General features: G+C 63.2%; 1 pseudogene. It reads left to right on the top strand.

What is annotated here, in order from left to right:
• Positions 1-2,225: pseudogene (locus ACFFWD_RS02865) on the top strand (AAA family ATPase); the annotation flags it as partial.
• Between the last annotated feature and the right edge of the window lie 35 nt (positions 2,226-2,260).

Here is a 2,260-nt window from a genome sequence, read left to right as displayed (position 1 = left end):
CCGAGCAGCGTCTCGCGGACCTCGATCATACGCTGGCGCTGGTCAAGCTCGACCCGGCGGAGAATGCCCCCTTACTCGCGCCACTGTTGGACATCCCCTTGCCGCCGGACCGTGCACCGACCTTAGAGCCGGAGGTGTTGCGGCGCCAACAGCTGACTGCGCTCACCAATTGGGCAATGGCCGGCGCGCGAACTCAGCCGATTGTGCTGGCACTTGAGGATGTGCATTGGGCCGATCCGACCACGCTCGAGCTGTTGCGCGGCATCGCCGAGCGGGGTGCGCTGGCGCCCTTGTTCGTTCTCATCACCGCCCGGCCTGAGTTCCGGCCTCCTTGGGGAATGCGCTCGCATCACAGCACGATCTCGCTGGCTCCGCTTGATCGCTCGCAGGTGCGCCAGATGGTCGGCGAGCTTGCCGCTCGCGATGCGCTGTCAAGGGAAGTGGTTGACGGCGTGACCGAGCGCACCGGCGGCGTACCGCTGTTCATCGAGGAAGTGACACGCCTGCTTTTGGAGCGCGGCGAGCATGGTGGCATCCATGCAATCCCGCCGACGCTGCAACAATCGTTGACGTCGCGGCTCGACCGCCTTGGCCCAGCGCGCGAGGTGGCGCAGATCGGCGCCGTGATCGGGCGCGACTTTTCCTATCCGCTCCTTCGCGCGGTGGCCGGGACGGAAGACGGGCCGCTTCAAACGGCGCTGGAACGGCTCGCGGAGGCCGACATTCTGCTTGTGGAAGGCCTACCGCCGGAATCTGAATATCGCTTCAAGCATGTGCTGATCCAGGATGCGGCTTATGAGAATTTGCTTAAGAGTCGACGCCAGGCGCTGCACAGGCGCGTCGCAGAAGTCCTGCGCGATGATCTCAAGCGCGCTCAGCCGGAATCGGTCGCCTACCATTTGGCCGAGGCCGGGTTATGGGAGAAGGCGATCCCTTATTGGCTGTGCGCGGGTAAGAACGCTGCGGCGCGATCAGCGTATCGAGAGGCAATAGCGCAAATTCGGCGCGGCCTTTCCGCGGTCGATACGCTTCCTGACAGTCGCCAGAAAGACCGACTCGAACTCGACCTGCAAGGCGTGCTGGGGCCTTGTCTGATTTCGACCGCTGGCCCGATTTCCGACGCCGCAGTTGCGAATTTCACGCGCGCACTCGAACTGTGCGAGAGGTTGCAAGACCAGCCTGAACATCTACACGTGCTCCATTGGCTCGTGACTGTCCGCGCCGTGCGCGGCGATTTGCATGGCGCGTTCGAATCAGCCGAAATGGCTGTGGCGCTGGCCAAAGCGCGCGACGATCGTCCGGCGTTGGTAAATTCGCTTCGAGGCGCCGCCCTGACGCTTCTGCTTAGGGGACGGCTGACCCAATCGCTCGACCGAGCCGAGCAGGCGTCCGCGATTTTCGAGGCGGCGAGCGGCGAAGAGAAAGTTGCTGCTAACGCCGCCGGCCAGGATGCGGGCGTCGCGACCCTTGCCGTTGCATCCTGGGCGCTCTGGGGCCTTGGTCGCTGGGACGACGCTTCGAATCGCATGGACCACGCCCTTGAGCGTGCCGAATCGATCGGGCACCCGCACACTCAGGCGTACGCCCGCTATTACGCTGCCATCCTGAGTGCATTGCGAGGTGATCCAACAGCCTCGCTCGAGCATGCCGAAGCCTGCCTCGCCTTGGCCGAGGAGCATGGCTTCGTCCACTGGCGTGGGTTGTCCCGAGTCGCGCGAAACATCCTGCGAAATTTGGCCGATTCTAACGTGGTAAATCTCGGTCCGATCCTCTCCGATCTCGACGATATTCGGAGCAAGGGCTATTTGATGGGCATTACTGCTATCTATTTTCTGGTTCTTCAGACGATTGCGGCGCAGCGAGACGTGAGGGTCGCCAAGGAGCTCGTAGCTGCGGCGTCGGCGATCGTGGAACGCAACGACGAGCGGCTCTTTGAAGCAGAGTTCCATCGCATAAGGGCGTTGACGCTTCTCGCAAAGGGCGGAGCCGAGACGGTCAACCAGGCTGAAGCGGAGCTGCTGACTGCGTTGAAAATCGCGCAACAGCAATCGGCGCGGTCGCTCGAACTGCGCGCCGCGACCAGCCTCGCGCAGCTTTGGCGCGACCAAGGCAAGTCGCCGCAAGCTCGTGAACTGCTCGCTCCGGTGTACGGCTGGTTCACGCAAGGCTTCGACACGCGGGACCTGATGGAGGCCAAGGCGCTGCTCGGCGAGTTGGTGGTGTGAACCATCAAATGGTCAGACGACTTCCGCAACTGGCC

Origin of the sequence: Bradyrhizobium erythrophlei, assembly GCF_042430365.1 — a bacterium.
GTDB lineage: Bacteria > Pseudomonadota > Alphaproteobacteria > Rhizobiales > Xanthobacteraceae > Bradyrhizobium > Bradyrhizobium erythrophlei.
This window is presented reverse-complemented; position numbering and strand designations above follow the sequence as displayed.